The organism is Saccharothrix ecbatanensis (assembly GCF_014205015.1).
Taxonomy (GTDB): domain Bacteria; phylum Actinomycetota; class Actinomycetes; order Mycobacteriales; family Pseudonocardiaceae; genus Actinosynnema; species Actinosynnema ecbatanense.
The window spans coordinates 4,037,937-4,052,665 of the sequence record NZ_JACHMO010000001.1 but is presented as its reverse complement, the minus strand read 5'-3'; the positions used below and the strand labels follow the sequence as shown (position 1 = coordinate 4,052,665).

The window sequence follows — 14,729 nt, the reverse complement described above, 5'->3', positions numbered from 1 at the left end:
GGCCCATGGCCAGGATCAAGCGGCCACCACGGTGGTATTTCTCCTTGCGCAGCCCGTATTCCTGGTTCGCCTACCGGGAGCTCGGCGAGCGGTACCCGGACGTGCTCGACGCGGTGGAATGGATCCCGTACTGGGATCCCGACGCCGAGACCGAACGCCTGCTGGATCAGGACGGGGTGAAGCTCGCCTACTCACAGATGACGCGGGCGAAGAACTTCTACATCCTCCAGGACACCCGGCGCTGGTCACGGGCTCGGGGCTGGCAGATGACGTGGCCCGCCGATCGGGACCCGGACTGGGATGTCGCGCACCTGCCGTACTTCCCCGCCGCGGCCGCGGGCCTGGGACGGGATTACGTGGCGGCGGCGTACCGGGCCCGCTGGGAACGCGGTGAGGACATCTGTGATCGCGCGACGATCGCGCGGTTGGCCGAGGAGATCGGCGTGGACCCGGACGAGATGATCGCCGCGATCGACGATCCCGTGGTGCGCAAGCAAGGCGCGCAGTGCCTGGCCGGTGCGGCCGCCGACGGGTTGTTCGGTGTTCCGTTCTTCGCGTGCGGACCCGAGAAGTTCTGGGGCGTGGAGCGCGCCGCCGCGTTCGCCGCGATGGTCCGGGGTGAACCGGTGACCGTGGTTTCGGACGTGCCATGGCAGGTCGGCGCGGCGGAACTGGCCGAGCCGGCGGGACTCGGGGCCGATGCGGGCCACGCCGGTGGTTGTGGCTGAGTGATCCCTTCTTTCGCTTGTTCTAAGTAGCCCTCTTTCTCACGCGGGTCGCGATTACCCTCGATGAAAGTTGCTCCGGCGGCCGCACATGCGCCTCGCTGAAACGCTTCTGCGGAAAGGAAGAACGATGGGGGTGCGCAGGGCCGAGGAGGACACGCCGGCCAGTCGCGAGTTCTGGAAGCGCGTGCTGGCCGCCGGTGCGGCGGCGCCGATCGCCCGATGGGTCTCCCAGCCGACGCGGTCCCCGGTCGGTAGGCACCGCAGGCTCATACCCAGTGCGCTCGCGGCGTCCTTCACCCAGGCGGCCGCCGAGTTCGACGTGCCGAAGACAGCGTTGCTGATCGCCGCGCACGCCAAGGTGCTGCGCGCGCTGACCGGTGAGCGCGAAGTGATGACCGGCCTCGTCCCCGACGGCTCCCGGGCACAACTGCCGCTGCCGTGCCGCTTGGACGCGGAGAACGGTTCCTGGCGCGAGCTCGTGGCGCGAGCGGCACGGACTCAAACGGACTTGTCGGCGCACAGCGACTTTTCCGTTGACGACCTCCGGGTCGAGCTCGCGATCGCGGATGACCCCTTCGAGACGGTTCTCGACGTGTCGCTCGCGGCCCCACCTCGGGAGGTCGAGCCGTCGCAGGTCGCACTGCGGGTGAGTTTCCACCAGGACGGCGATCTGCTGTGGATCACGATCCACCACCGGACCGACCTGATCGACGACTCGTACGCCCGGCGGATCGCGGGTTATCACGTCGCCGCCCTGAACGCCATCGTGTTTGAACCGGACACTCCGCACGAGGCCGCCACGTTGTTGTCCGAGGCCGAGCGCAGGATCCAGTTCGAAGTGCTGGCCGGTCCGGAGCGGCCGCTGCCGGACCGCCGGTTCCACGAGCTCTTCGAGGAGCGGGCACGCGAGCATCCGGACACTGTCGCGGCGGTGAGCCGCGGGGTTTCCTGGACCTACGGCGAGCTGAACCGCCAGGCGAACCGGATCGCCCACGCGGTGCTGGCACGGGGGATCCAGCCCGAGGACCGGGTCGCCGTGGTGACCGAGCGGGATCTGGACTGGCTGGCGTCCGTGATCGGCATCTTCAAGGCGGGCGCCGCGTACCTGCCCATCGAGCCCGAATTCCCGGCCGGGCGCATCGAATCCACGCTGTTGCAGAGCGACTGCCGGCTGGTGCTCAGCGAGCCGCGCAGCGACGCGAGCGCGCGGGAAGCGGCCAAGGCTTTGACGGGCGTCCAGATCGTTCACATCGAGACGATCTACCGGGAGAACCACCGGGACGACGATCCGGGTGTCCCCGTCGGACCGGACCAGCTCGCCTACATCTACTTCACCTCCGGTTCCACCGGTCAGCCCAAGGGCGCCATGTGCGAACACGCCGGGATGCTCAACCACCTGTTCGCCAAGATCGACGACTTCGAGATCGGCCCCGGACAGGTGGTCGCCCAGACGGCCCCGCAGTGCTTCGACATCTCGCTGTGGCAGCTGGTCTCCGCACTGCTGGTCGGTGGCCGCACGCTGATCGTCGAGCAGGACGCGGTGCTGGACGTCCAGCGCTACCTCGACCTGATCACCAGCTCGGGTGTCGAGGTGCTCCAGGTCGTGCCGTCGTACCTCGAAGTCGTGCTCTCGCAACTGGAGGAGAAGCCGAGGCCGCTCGGCCGGCTGCGGTGCGTGTCGGCCACCGGCGAGGCGTTGAAGAAGGAACTCGCCGCCCGCTGGTTCGCCACCTGCCCGGACGTCAAGCTGGCCAACGCGTACGGCCTGACCGAGACCTCGGACGACACCAACCACGAGGTGATGAGCGAGGTTCCGACGCACGACACCGTCCCGCTCGGCCGCGCGGTGAACAACGTGCGCGTGTACGTGGTCGACGAGTCGCTCGACCCCGTGCCGCTCGGTGCGCCGGGGGAGATCGTCTTCTCGGGGGTCTGCGTCGGGCGCGGGTACATCAACGACGAGGAGCGCACCAGAGCGGCATTCCTCACCGATCCCCACCGGCCGGGGGAGCGGCTCTACCGGTCCGGCGACTTCGGGCGCTGGCTGCCCGACGGCAAGCTGGAGTTCCTCGGCAGGCGCGACGCGCAGGTCAAGATCAGGGGCTTCCGCATCGAGATCGGCGAGATCGAGAACCAGCTGCTGCGGGTGCCCGGGGTCCGCGACGCCGCCGTGGTCGTCACCACCAGCGAGGGCAACGGCGAGCGGAGCCTGGCGGGCTTCTACTCCTCCGCCGAGTCGATCCCGGCCGACGGACCACGGGCGCTGCTGACCGACCGGTTGCCGGAGTACATGGTGCCCGGCGCGTTGTACTGGCTGGAAACGCTTCCGTTGACCGGCAACGGGAAGATCGACAAGAAGGCGCTGACGCGGCTGGCCGGAGAACTCGGCAAACCGCGGGGCGCCGACCGGCAGGCGCCGCGGTCCGCCACCGAGCGATTGCTGGCCGCAGCCTGGGCGGAGGTGCTCAAGGCGCCTGCCGACCAAGTCGGCCGCGACGACCACTTCTTCGATCAGGGCGGCACTTCGCTGACCGCGATCCGGCTGAGCATGCGCCTGGACCGGCAGGTCTCGCTCGCCGACGTGACCAGCCACCCGGTGCTGCGCGATCTCGCCGGCCTCATCGACGCGAAGCCCGAAGGGCGTGCCGCCGATGATCAGTGACTCCCTGCGCGGCAACGGGAAGTCGGCCGCGAAATGCGTGGTGGCACAGCGTGGCCGACTCATCCCGGTGGTGGAACCGGGCAAGCCCCCGATTCTCGAAGTCACGTCCCGCTGCCCGGTGCCGGACTGGATCTCCGCGCACATCTACGACCTGGACGCCCTGCTGCTGGGCTTCGGCGCTGTCCTCATCCGGGGACTGGGTGTCACCGATCCGGCGGTGCTCGCCGAGGTCCGGGACCGGATGAGCCCGGTCGCGGTGACGGACACCGAGCCGTTCGCCCGGCGCCTCGAACACGGCCGCGGTGTCGTCTCCAGTGCCGAGTGGCCCGCCGACCAGCCGATGAACCCGCACCACGAGCTGAGCTACGCGCTGACGTTCCCCCGGTTGCTGCTGTACGCGTGCCTTTCGGCGCCGCTGAGCGGTGGCGCGACGACGCTCGCCGACGCCACGACGATGATGTCCCGCCTGCCCGCGGACATCGTGGCGAAGTTCGAGAAGCTCGGCTGGATCATGACCCGGCACTACGAGGGCGACGTGGGACTGCCGTGGCAGGAGGCGTTCGGCACCGAGGACCGGTCCGACGTCGAGAACTACTGCCGGGACAACCGGATCGCGTTCGAGTGGCGACCGTCCGGCGGCCTGCGCACCCGGCAGGGCCGCTCCGCGGTGATCCGCCACCCCTCGACCGGGCAGAGCTGCTGGTTCAACCAGATCGCCTTCCTCAGCCGGTGGTCGATGGACGAGGAGTTCCGCGAGTACCTCGCCGATGTCCCGACCGCCGACCTGCCGTTCGACACGAGGTTCGGTGACGGCACACCGATCGGCGCCGACGCCGTGCGCGGGATCAACGAGGCCTACGAGACGGTGGTCCTGAGAGAACCGTGGCAGCGGGGCGACCTGCTCATCGTCGACAACGTCCGGATGGCACACGGCCGGGACGCCTACGTGGGCGACCGCACCGTGGCCCTGGCGATGGCCGACCCGGTCGGGCTGGCCGACTGCGAGCCGAGCGTCGACCCGTTCCTGCCGTTGTAGAGCGATGCCGTCCGGCACGCTCTCAGTCAGTCCCTGAGAAACAGATTCGGAGTCGTGGATGTCCCAGCAACCCCGGCCCTTCGCCGTGATCTCCGGCGCCCAGGTCGACCGCGTGCTCAGCGGCAACGAGAAGCGCGTGGTGGAACTGGTGGAGGGCGCCTACCGGGTGCACGGCGAAGGCGACACGGTGAACCCGCCGTCGTACTTCCTGCGCTTCCCGGACCGTCCGACCTCACGCATCATCGCGCTGCCGGCGTCCATCGGCGGTGAGGTGCGGGTGGACGGTCTGAAGTGGATATCCAGCTTCCCCGACAACGTCGAGGCCGGCATCCCGCGGGCGTCGGCGGTGCTCGTGCTCAACGACCACGACACTGGATACCCGTTGGCCTGCCTGGAGTCCTCCATCATCAGCGCCGCCCGCACGGCGGCGTCCGCGGCACTGGCCGCCGACCGGCTGACCAGGAAGCACGGCCGGCCGGTGCGGATCGGGTTCGTCGGCACCGGCTTGATCGCCCGCTACATCCACACGTACCTGGCCGGCACCGGCTGGCAGTTCGACGAGATCGGCGTGCACGACCTCAGCGCCGAGCACGCGGACGGTTTCCGCGGCTACCTCACCGGCGCCGGGGCGGCGAAGGTGACCGTCCACGAGCGGGCCGAGGACCTGATCACCTCGTCCGACCTGATCGTGTTCGCGACGGTCGCCGGCACGCCGCACGTGACCGAGACCGCGTGGTTCGACCACAACCCGCTGGTGCTGCACGTCTCGCTGCGGGACCTCGGCCCGGAGATCATCCTGGCGTCGACCAACATCGTCGACGACGTCGAGCACTGCCTGAAGGCGAACACGTCCGTGCACCTGGCCGAGCAGCGCACCGGCGGTCGGGAGTTCCTGCACGGCACGCTGTACGACGTGATGCGCGGCGAGGCGCCCGAGCACGACGGCACGCGCCCGCTGGTGTTCTCCCCGTTCGGGCTGGGGGTGCTCGACCTCGCGGTCGGCAAGTACGTCTACGACCAGGTCGGTTCCGACGGTGAGCTGCTGGTCGTGCCCGACTTCTTCCACGAGCTGAGCCGGTACGGGCACCGGGACTCGGGATCCCATAGCTCCTCGGCGAGGTGACAGCACATGCCCATCGTCTCCGCACCCCAGCAGTTCAACGTGGACGATCTCTACGTTGACCTGCGAACGGCACTCGGACTGCCCCTGTACCTCAAGTGCGAGGGATTCAACTTCGCCGGGTCGGTGAAGCTGAAGGCGGCGACCGAGATGATCGAGGCCGCCGAGCGCGAGGGAGCGCTGGGCAGCGACACGATTCTGCTCGAGTCGTCGTCCGGGAACCTCGGCCTCGCGCTGGCGATGGTCGCGGCGAACAAGGGTTACCGGTTCGTGTGCGTGACCGACGTCCGCTGCAACATGGCGACCAGGCAGTTGATGGAGACGTTCGGCGCGAAGGTGCACATGATCACCGCCGAGCACCCGGAAGAGGGCTACCTCGGCGCCCGGCTGCGCCTGATCCGCGAACTCTGCGAGCTCGACGACCGCTACCTGTGGCTGAACCAGTACGCCAATCCCAACAACTGGAAGGCGCACGAGCGCACGACCGCACCGGCGATCGCCCGTGAGTTCCCGGAGCTGGACGTGTTGTTCGTCGGCGCGGGCACGACCGGGACGCTGATGGGCTGCGCGCGCTACTTCCGAGGGCATCGTCCGTCGGTCACCGTCGTCGGGATCGACAGCGTCGGTTCGGTGACCTTCGGAACGCCATCCGGCACGCGGATGATCCCCGGGCTGGGCACCAGCGTACGTCCGCAGCTGGTCGACATGTCCTTCGTGGACGACGTGGTGCAGGTCCGGGAGGCGGACACCGTCCGGGCGTGTCACGAGCTGGCCGCTTCGGGTTTCCTGTTCGGTGGTTCCACCGGGACTGTCGTCAGCGGAGCGCGCGAGTGGCTGGTCCGCAATCGGCCCGGTGAGGAACTCACCGCCGTCGCGATCGCGCCGGACCTCGGTGAGCGCTACCTGGACACGGTCTACCACCAGAGCTGGGTGTCCGAGATCTACGGGCCGGGTGTGATGCCCGGTCCGGTCCCGGTCGGCGACATCGAGCGCTTGCAGGTTTTCGATGCGTCGTTGTAGCCGGGCCGCCGGATGACCACGATCGACGCCAGACAAGTCGTGAAGGAGAAGTGCCGATGACTAACCCGTTCGAGGACAACGAGGCCAACTTCCGCGTGTTGGTCAACGAGGAGGGCCAGCACTCGCTGTGGCCCGCGTTCGCCGAGGTCCCGGCCGGCTGGACGGTCGTGCACGGCGAGGACAGCCGGCAGTCCTGCCTGGATTACGTGGAGCGCAGCTGGACCGACATGCGGCCCAAGAGCCTGGTCGCGTTCATGGACCAGTCGAGCTGACCGGCGCCATGGATCACGCGGACACGGAGGCTCTCGCCATCGAGGCAGTCGACGTGACGAAGAAGTTCGGCAAGGTGACCGCGCTGGACGGGGTCAGCATCGGCGTTCCGCGGGGATCTGTGCTCGGGCTGCTCGGCCACAACGGCGCGGGCAAGACCACTCTGGTCAACATCCTGACCACCATGTTCGCCCCGACCTCGGGAAGCGCCCGGGTCGCCGGGTTCGATGTGCGCAGGCAGGGTGAACAGGTGCGCAAGCGCATCGGTCTCACCGGCCAGTACGCCTCGGTCGACGAGGACATGACCGGTTTGCAGAACCTGGTCATGATCGCCCGGCTGCTGGGCGCGGACCGGGCGCAGGCACGCAGGCGGGCCGAGGAGTTGCTCGACGTCTTCAACATCGCACACGCCGGGCGGCGGAAGGTCTCCACGTACTCCGGCGGAATGCGTCGCCGGCTCGACCTCGGCGCCAGCCTGGTGGGCAGGCCCGAGGTGGTCTTCCTCGACGAGCCGACCACCGGTCTGGACCCGGCAAGCCGCACCGCCATGTGGGAGATCGTGCAGGGACTGGTCCGGGACGGCACGACCCTGCTGCTGACCACCCAGTACCTGGAGGAGGCCGATCGGCTCGCGGACTGGATCACCGTGCTGTCCAAGGGAAAGGTCGTGGCCACGGGCACCAGCGCCGCGCTGAAGGCCGAGATCGGCCAGCGGACGATCATCGCCCGGCTGGACGACCCGAGTGTGTCGGGCATCGCGGTCGAGGCGGTCCGTCGGCTCGGTCTTTCCCCGGCGTACGAACCGGACCGGTACGCGCTGGTCATCTCCGGCATCGGGTCGAAGGACCTGGCCAGGGTGGTGCGGGCACTGGACGACGAGCATGTGGAACTGGCCGAGCTGACGCTCACCGAGCCGACCCTGGACGAGGTGTACCTCGCGGTCACCGACGAGCCACCGGCGGCCGCCGCCTGACCTGGGCGGTGTTTCGAAAGCCCGTGTTCGCGATAGCCGCGCCGGATGCGGCCCCTGGCGGCACGGGACGAGGACACCGACACAACACCGGTGTCGGCGCCCGCCCCGCACCACCAGGAACCATCCCGATCACGACTCTCAACGAACGAGACTGCCGAAACACCGCCAAGGTGAGGACGACCACATCGTGACCGCACTGGAGCACACCGTGACGCGCGACGCCGTCGAGACGGCCACCTGGCGGGCCAGCGGGCTCGTCACGCAGGTGACGGTGCTTGCCGTCCGGGCGCTGCGGCCGGTTTTCCTCGACCCCGCAAGGGTGTTCTTCAGCCTGTTGCAGCCGCTGGTGATGCTGCTGTTGTTCAGCCAGGTCTTCCGGAGCGTGGCCGACACGCCGCTGTTCCCCAAAGGCGTGTCGTACATCGACTACCTGGTGCCGGCGATCCTGTTCATGACGGCGACCACCGTGGCCTCGGAGTCGGCCGTCAGCATGACCAACGACCTGCGCAACGGGGTGCTGGCCCGGTTCCGGTCGATGCCGGTGCGACCGGTGTCCGTCCTCATCGCCCGCAGCGTGGCCGACCTCATGCGCGGCGCGATGGAACTGGCCCTGGTGCTGATCCTGGCGACACTCGTGTTCGGGTACAGCCCGTCCGGTGGTCTGGTGGGCATGCTCGGGGCCCTCCTGCTCGCGCTGACCACAGGGTGGAGCCTCGGCTGGGTGTTCCTGGCCACCGCCACGTGGCTGCGCGCCACCGAGAACGTGCAGGCGCTGAGCGTGCTCGTGGTGATCGTGCTGCAGTTCGCCTCCAGCGCGTTCGTCCCGGTGGCGGCGCTGCCCGAGTACATCCAGGCCGTGGCGCACGTGAACCCGTTGTCCTACGGCATCACCGCGGCTCGGAACCTGTCCCTGGGCAACGCGCCCGACACGGCCCTTTACGTGACCTTGCTCATCTGCGGCCTCATCAGCCTGGTGGGCGCGTTCACCGCAGTGCGCGGCTTCAAACGAGGCTGAACAGACGGAATGGAAATGGCGGAGACGCATGACCACGGTTGACCGGGATCCGCGCGCGGTGGCGCGCTTTCCGATGCCCCGGCGGAACCCGTTCGAACCACCTCCGGAGTACCGGGAGATGCGGCGAACGGGTCCGCTCTCGTATGTCACGGCCCCGTCCGGCACCCGGATGTGGCTGGTGACAAGGCATGCCGAAGCACGCCAGGTGCTCAGCCACCCGAAGGTCAGCACCAACACCAGCAGGCCCGACTTCCCCTCGCTGCGCCCGGTGGGCCGCACGCCCACGCCGGAGGAGCGCGCCGAGCTGGTCAAGGCGCGGCAGGGGTGGATCATCGACATGGATCCGCCGGAGCACGGGGTGTACCGGCGGATGCTGATCAGCGAGTTCAGCGTCCGGCGGATCAACGCGCTGCGGCCCGGCATCCAGCGCGTGGTCGACGAACTGGTCGACGAGATCCTGCGCCAGGGCCCGCCGGTCGACCTGGTCGAGATGTTCGGGCTGCCGGTGCCGTCGCTGGTGATCTGCCAGATGCTCGGTGTGCCGTACGAGGAACACGAGTACTTCCAGACCAGGACCGCGCAGATCCTGAAGATGTCCCACGACCCCAACGCCTCGAAGGCGGTGTCGTCGGAGATCCGTTCCTACCTCAGCGATCTGGTGAGCAGGGCGGAGCGCGAGCCGGGGGACAACCTGATCGGCCGGCTGGTCAAGGAATACGTGCACCCCGGTGCGCTGGCCCACGACGCCTTGGTGGGCATGGCCCAGTTGCTGCTGATGGCCGGCCATGAGACCACGTCCAACCAGATCCCGCTCGGTGTGCTGACCCTGCTGGAGCATCCGGAGCAGCTGGCGCGGATGCGCGCGGATCCGGCGCTCGTGCCCGGTGCGGTCGAGGAGTTGCTGCGCTACAACTCGATCGCCGACTGGGTGGCCTTCGACCGGATGGCGTGCGAGGACATCGAGATCGGCGGCGAGCTGATCCGGGCCGGTGAGGGCATCTTCGTGCTGGGCGCCTCGGCCAACCGGGACGAGCGCGCGTTCGACGACCCGGACACCTTCGACATCCACCGCACCGCCCGTCACCATGTCGCGTTCGGGGACGGCGTGCACCAGTGCCTCGGCCAGAACCTGGCGCGGGCCGAGCTGGAGATCGCCTACGAGACGCTGTTCCGGCGCATTCCCGGCCTGCGGCTGGTCGACGACGTCGACGAGATCCCGTTCAAGTTCACCAGCGCGATCTTCGGGCCGTACGAGCTGGAGGTCACCTGGTGACAGAGATTTCCGTCCGTGCGGACGAGGGGCGTTGCGTCGGCGCGGGTCGGTGCGTGATCTCCGCACCGGACATTTTCGACTCGGATGACGACGGCATCGTCACCGTGCTGCGGCAACCCGATGAATCCACGATAGCGGATGTGCGCGAGGCCGTGCGCCTGTGCCCGGGGCGGGCTATCAGCCTGGAACCCGGGCCACCCGGCGGGGCAGTGAGTGTCGACCAGGGGACAACCAGAGAGAAGAATCCATGTCAGGCATGATGAAACGATGGAACCGCCCCGGTTTCAGCCGGCTGGGTGCCAGGTGGCTCGGCGCCGGGGTCGCGCTCGCGGCCGCGGTGGCCGTCGTGGTACAGGTGCCGTCGACGTCCGAGGCGAAACCGGGCAGCTCGCTCGATGTGCCGTTGATGTCCGACGACAGTGGCGCGTTACCAGGTGTGCAGTGGCCGGACGGTGACTTCACCGCGGCCGGCGGCGTGCCGTCGGCGCGTCCGAACGCACGGGCCGCTGGTGCGCCTGCGGCGCCGGTGCTCGCTTCGCCGGACGACGGCGCGGTTGTCGCGTCCCTGCGGCCACAGCTGCGTGCGAACGCGCTGCCTGGCCAGGTGCAGTACCAGTTCACCGTCGGCACGGGGGAGACGCCGGACGCCGGGCAGGTGATCACCTCCGGCTGGATCGGCAGGCCGGAGTGGGTCGTGCCGTCCGGTGTGCTGGCCGACGGCGGCCAGTACCGATGGACCGTGCAGGCCCGTGACAGCGCTTCGGGTCAGGCCGGGTCGGCGGCGGAAGGCCGCGGCCTGGTGGTGAACCTCCGGCTGGGCGAGCAGGACCCGAGCGGCCCGGTGCCCACCGACACGGTCGGCCCGGTCACCGTGAACCTCTCGACCGGCAACGTGACCACGTCGCTGACCAGCCAGTTCATGATGACCGGCTTCGGCCCGCAGTTCGTGCAGTTCACGTACAACTCGCTCGCGGCGGCGTCGAGCACCGGCCTGACCGGCTCGTACTTCGCCGGTGACGCCGAGTCCATCAAGGACGACGAGCAGCCGGTCGCGGTGCGGACCGACCCGCAGGTCTCGTTCTTCTGGAACGTCAGGGGAACGCCGCCGGCCGGCGTGGGCGACGCGTTCCGGGTGCGCTGGCAGGGCTTCATCCGCGCGCCGAAGAGCGGTGTCTACGACTTCGGCGGGATCCACCGGTCCGGCCTGCGCGTGTGGGTCGGCGATCAGCAGGCCTACGACGGCTGGGGCGCCGGTGTCCAGGAAAGCACCCGGTACGGGAAGGGCGTCCGGCTGGAAGCCGGTCAGGCTTACCCGATCCGGATCGACTACCGCGCCACCGGTTTCCCGTCGTTCCTCCAGCTGTGGACGCGTGTCGACGGCGGCCGCACGGCACCGGTGCCCGCATCCTGGCTTTCGACCACCGCGTCGGTCCTGCCGCCCGGCTGGACGGTCAGCCCAGGCCCCGGCGGCTTCGTCGCCGCTGAGGCGACCGAATCGGGCATGACGCTGACCGACGGCAAGGGCGCGTCGACCGCGTTCACCCGGCAGAAGGACGGCAGCTTCAAGGCCGCGTCCGGCTCGGCATCCCTGACCCGGGACGACAAGGGCGGTATCAAGGCGGTTTCCGCCGACGGCGTCACGTCGCTGTTCGACGCCAAGGGCGTCCTGCACTCGATGCGGCCGGGCGGCAAGACAGGCCGGCAGACGAACAACCCGGCCGGCGGCCGTGCGCATTCGCCTGCCGCTGCCGGCGCCGCGCCGGTCCACGTCAAGTCGTCGCCCGCCACCGCGGCCAACCCGGTCACTCGCGTCACGGCCACCGCCGCCGAGGAGAGCCAGGAGATCCAGTTCCACTACGCGGGCAGCGACAAGTGCCCGGACGCCTCGGCCCCGGCCGGCTTCCTGTGCGCGGTCAGCCTGCCGAACGGCGCGCTGACCCAGCTGTCCTATGTGAACGGTCAGCTGGCCAGGTTGCGCAACCCGGGCAACCAGGTCACCGACATGGCCTTCAACCGGGCGAACCAGCTGACCAGGATCCGCCCGTCGACCGTGACCGACTGGATCGGGATGGACGCCAAGCGCCGCAACACCGACGCCGCGGCTTACCTGATCGGCTACCAGCCGGAGACCGGGCGGGCGGTGCGGGTGCAGAGCCCGGAACCGACCGGATCGGCGCAACGGCCCACGCGGCGCGAGATCCACGACTACGCCTACGGCAGCGACAACGGGATCGACAACACCCAGGTCCGGATCGCCGGCCTCAACCCGCCGCAGGGCTGGGCTCGGCGGATCACCCGGGACATCGGCGGCCGGATGCTGACCGACACCGACGCCACCGGCCTGACCACCGAGTACCAGTGGGCGCCGTCGGACGAGCAGCTGTCCAGGACCGATCCCACGGGCAGGCGCAGCACCACTGTCGCCGGGCCGGACGGGTTGGCGATGTACGGCCCTGCCCCGACGAAGTGCTTCACCGCGTCCGGTGAGCCGGTCGACCCGGCACCCGCCGGGTGCGAGCGGGTGCCCGTCCAGCGGATGGCGATGGACCCGGCCACGGGCACCATGACCATGACCACGGTCGAGTCGGACGGGGTGCCGGACAAGAAGACGGCCGTCACGGCGAACGAGTTCGGTGTGCCGTTGAAGACCGTGCTCGACCCGGGTGGCCTGGAGTTGACGTCGGCGACGGCCTACGACGAGTTCTTCCGGCCGCAGTCGATCACCCTGCCCTCCGGCTCGGAGATCACGTACGACTACTTCGGCCCGGCGGACACCGCGGTGAGCCCTTGCCACGGCGGGCAGCCCGTGCCGCAGCGCGGATCGTTGAAGACCAACAAGACTCCGGCGTCCGCCGACGGGGCCAGCCGGATCGACAACTACTTCTACGACGCCGACGGGTTCGTGGCCGGGATGAACTTCGGCACGGACAAGTGGGCCTGTGTGGAGTCCGACGTCCGGCAGCGGCCGGTGAAGATCCTCACCCAGGGCGACGGCGTGCACGCCGACCGGACGATCGAGTCCGACTGGGCGGTCGGCGGCGACCCGCTGCGGTTCTCCATGAAGGACGAGTTCGGCACCATCACCGCGTCCTTCGACCTGCTGAACCGGCCGCTCACGTACACCGACATCCACGGTGTGCAGACCACGACCGCATACGACCAGGCAGGCCGGATCGTCAGCCAGACGACGATCCCGGCGAACCAGGCCGACCCGCGCACCACGATCACCCGGCGCTACGACGACGCGGGCCGGTTGCTCGAGGTCCGGTCCGGGGACAAGGCACTGGCCACGTCCACCTACAAGGCGGGTGAGCTGGTGTCGGTGGCGTACGCCAACGGCAGCTCGCTGTCGTCCATCGGCCGGGACGCCGCCGGCCGGGTGACCAGCCTGAACTGGAAGTTCTCCGACGGCCGCGAGGTGGTCAGCACAGTTCAGCGCACGCGGGCCGGAACGGTCGTCGACTACGCGCTCGGTGGCCAGGACCCCCGCGAGGGCGGTCCGAACTACGAGTACGACGCGGCGGGCCGGCTCGTCGAGGCGTGGGTCAACGGGCACCACTACACCTACGACTACACGTCGCCGTCGGCCAAGAGCTGTCCGCAGGGCACTGAGCCGAACGCGGGCCGCAACAACAGCGCGGTCCGGATCATCGACGAGACCGGTGCGGGCAAGGCGGTCACGGACTTCTGCTACGACCGCGCCGACCGGCTGCTCGCCGCCATCGGCGCCAACACGGTGTCGGACGTGAAGTACAGCTCGGCCGGGCACATGGCGGAGTACACGCTCAACGACAGCCGCATCAAGATCACCTACGACGTGGCGGAGCGGTACACCGGTGTCTCGATCGACGGGCCGGACCCGGCGCACGTCACCTACGGCTATGACAACCTCGACTCGGTGACCAGCCGCACGGTCAAGGGAAGCAAGCACGACGACGGCCAGACCCTCTACCACACCAACCTTTCCGGCACCTCCGAGGTGCTGGAGATGAAGGCGGACAAGCGGGTCCTCAGCCGGACCGTGCCGCTGCCCGGCGGTGTGATCGCGTCGATCGCGAGCGGCAGCCAGACCTGGCGCTACCCGAACGTGCACGGCGACATCGCGATGGCCGCCGGCGGCGACGGCAAGCGGATGGGTGATCTCTACACCTACACGCCGTACGGCGCGCCGCTGACGCCCGACGGCCGGGTCGACGCCGACCACGTGCCGCCGAACCAGAACGGCGGCGAGTACGCCTGGGCCGGTTCGCAGTACAAGCGGACCGAGCACGCGGGTGGCCTGTCGTTCGTCGTGCAGGGCCTGCGCCAGCTCGACCCGCTGATGGCCCGGTACCACGCCGTCGGCACGGTCGACAACAGCATGGTGGCGATCATGTACCAGTACCCGCAGGCCGATCCGGTCAACGTGCGCAACCTCAACGGCTTCGAACCGGGGCCGAACGAGCCGGATCTGACCGGTCAGCTGGTCGGCCCGATCGGAGGCAGCGCGGACCCGCCGCGGTAACGCTTGGAAAACCGAAGGTGGCCACCTGCCGGGTGGCCACCTTCGGTTTTCCGGGGTAATCGAAGAATTTGTACCAGCGCGGCGAGCGGCTCGATTCCGACTAAGCTCGGCTGAAGACGATCCAGGGA

The 14,729-nt window shown here is 69.2% G+C and carries 11 protein-coding genes; all 11 read left to right on the top strand.

All coding sequences use genetic code 11. The features are described from left to right. Positions 1 to 5: 5 nt before the first annotated feature. The 11 genes from F4560_RS16685 to F4560_RS16635 all read left to right on the top strand — a co-directional run bounded on the left by F4560_RS16685 (position 6) and on the right by F4560_RS16635 (position 14,601). The gene (locus tag F4560_RS16685) at positions 6 to 728 is read left to right on the top strand and encodes a 2-hydroxychromene-2-carboxylate isomerase (protein ID WP_184921060.1); all 723 of its coding nucleotides are present in this window, start codon (positions 6 to 8) and stop codon (positions 726 to 728) included. 127 nt (positions 729 to 855) lie between these two features. Next, on the top strand, positions 856 to 3,390 hold the full coding sequence (locus F4560_RS16680) for a non-ribosomal peptide synthetase (RefSeq protein WP_184921058.1): 2,535 nt from the start codon (positions 856 to 858) through the stop codon (positions 3,388 to 3,390). After that, complete coding sequence (locus F4560_RS16675; protein WP_184921056.1) at positions 3,380 to 4,426, top strand: TauD/TfdA family dioxygenase; 1,047 nt, start codon at positions 3,380 to 3,382, stop codon at positions 4,424 to 4,426. Before F4560_RS16680 ends, F4560_RS16675 begins: the two co-directional genes overlap by 11 nt. A gap of 58 nt (positions 4,427 to 4,484) precedes the next feature. After that, on the top strand, positions 4,485 to 5,549 hold the full coding sequence (sbnB, locus tag F4560_RS16670; protein ID WP_184921054.1) for a 2,3-diaminopropionate biosynthesis protein SbnB: 1,065 nt from the start codon (positions 4,485 to 4,487) through the stop codon (positions 5,547 to 5,549). A gap of 6 nt (positions 5,550 to 5,555) precedes the next feature. Next, positions 5,556 to 6,566, top strand: coding sequence for a 2,3-diaminopropionate biosynthesis protein SbnA (gene sbnA / locus F4560_RS16665; RefSeq protein WP_184921052.1), 1,011 nt, complete (start codon positions 5,556 to 5,558; stop codon positions 6,564 to 6,566). A gap of 56 nt (positions 6,567 to 6,622) precedes the next feature. Continuing rightward, positions 6,623 to 6,838, top strand: a complete 216-nt coding sequence (locus F4560_RS16660; RefSeq protein WP_184921051.1) for an MbtH family protein — start codon at positions 6,623 to 6,625, stop codon at positions 6,836 to 6,838. A gap of 8 nt (positions 6,839 to 6,846) precedes the next feature. After that, entirely contained in the window at positions 6,847 to 7,809 is a 963-nt protein-coding gene (locus F4560_RS16655; RefSeq protein ID WP_184921050.1) for an ATP-binding cassette domain-containing protein, read from the top strand. A gap of 187 nt (positions 7,810 to 7,996) precedes the next feature. Then, entirely contained in the window at positions 7,997 to 8,824 is an 828-nt protein-coding gene (locus F4560_RS16650; protein ID WP_312869323.1) for an ABC transporter permease, read from the top strand. Positions 8,825 to 8,852: 28 nt separating this feature from the next. Next, the gene (locus F4560_RS16645) at positions 8,853 to 10,097 is read left to right on the top strand and encodes a cytochrome P450 (RefSeq protein WP_246477826.1); all 1,245 of its coding nucleotides are present in this window, start codon (positions 8,853 to 8,855) and stop codon (positions 10,095 to 10,097) included. Beyond that, positions 10,094 to 10,357: a ferredoxin gene (locus F4560_RS16640; RefSeq protein WP_376775309.1), complete on the top strand. Its 264-nt coding sequence runs from the start codon at positions 10,094 to 10,096 to the stop codon at positions 10,355 to 10,357. The genes F4560_RS16645 and F4560_RS16640 overlap by 4 nt, the downstream gene beginning before the upstream one ends. Beyond that, the gene (locus tag F4560_RS16635; protein WP_184921049.1) at positions 10,345 to 14,601 is read left to right on the top strand and encodes a PA14 domain-containing protein; all 4,257 of its coding nucleotides are present in this window, start codon (positions 10,345 to 10,347) and stop codon (positions 14,599 to 14,601) included. The genes F4560_RS16640 and F4560_RS16635 overlap by 13 nt, the downstream gene beginning before the upstream one ends. Positions 14,602 to 14,729 lie beyond the last annotated feature (128 nt).